General features: G+C 56.6%; 1 protein-coding gene. It reads right to left on the bottom strand.

Translation table 11 applies throughout. The features are described from left to right. Positions 1–555 (bottom strand): M23 family metallopeptidase (locus tag ACT3UM_RS24200; protein ID WP_498902563.1); only part of this gene is annotated, 555 nt, incomplete at both ends.

Here is a 555-nt window from a genome sequence, read left to right as displayed (position 1 = left end):
CCTGTCGGCGCAGCCAAGTCAATTCCATTATGAGGACGCATCCCTCCATACACAGGATGTCGCCGATTCCCAAAGCGAGACGTTAAGCGGGCACTAAGCACGGGCAACCGCAACGTGCCTAGCAGGGTGTCGCTTTTGAAAAGAGCTACGTCCCCCTTTTGGGTGACCGGCCATATGACCTCCAAGGGCTCTGCCTGATCAGGCAGAGCGGCATAACTGAGGCGTGGTGGCCCAACACGGGCGCCGTCCTGGCGTCGATCTTCCTCCCACACTAATTGAATACGTTCACTGCCAGAAAACTCCAGCGGCGCTGCGATAAACTCGCTGAGCAGTGTTTCCAGTTTAGTGGCGAAACGCGTTGGGACACCTTCTGCTGCCAAGGCCTCGTAGAGGGTGGTATCAATGACGACATCACGCCCAAAGGTTAGGGTATCAACGCTATCGAGCGGTAATGTGCCTTCTTGCTCGCTAGCCGCCTGTAACCTGACAGGGCTAAGTTCAGACGGCGGCAATGACAGGTGCGTTTGCCAATTGGCTTCGGCTAGCAAGGGGTAC

This window comes from Halomonas sp. AOP13-D3-9 (assembly GCF_052379125.1).
GTDB lineage: Bacteria > Pseudomonadota > Gammaproteobacteria > Pseudomonadales > Halomonadaceae > Vreelandella.
This window is presented reverse-complemented; position numbering and strand designations above follow the sequence as displayed.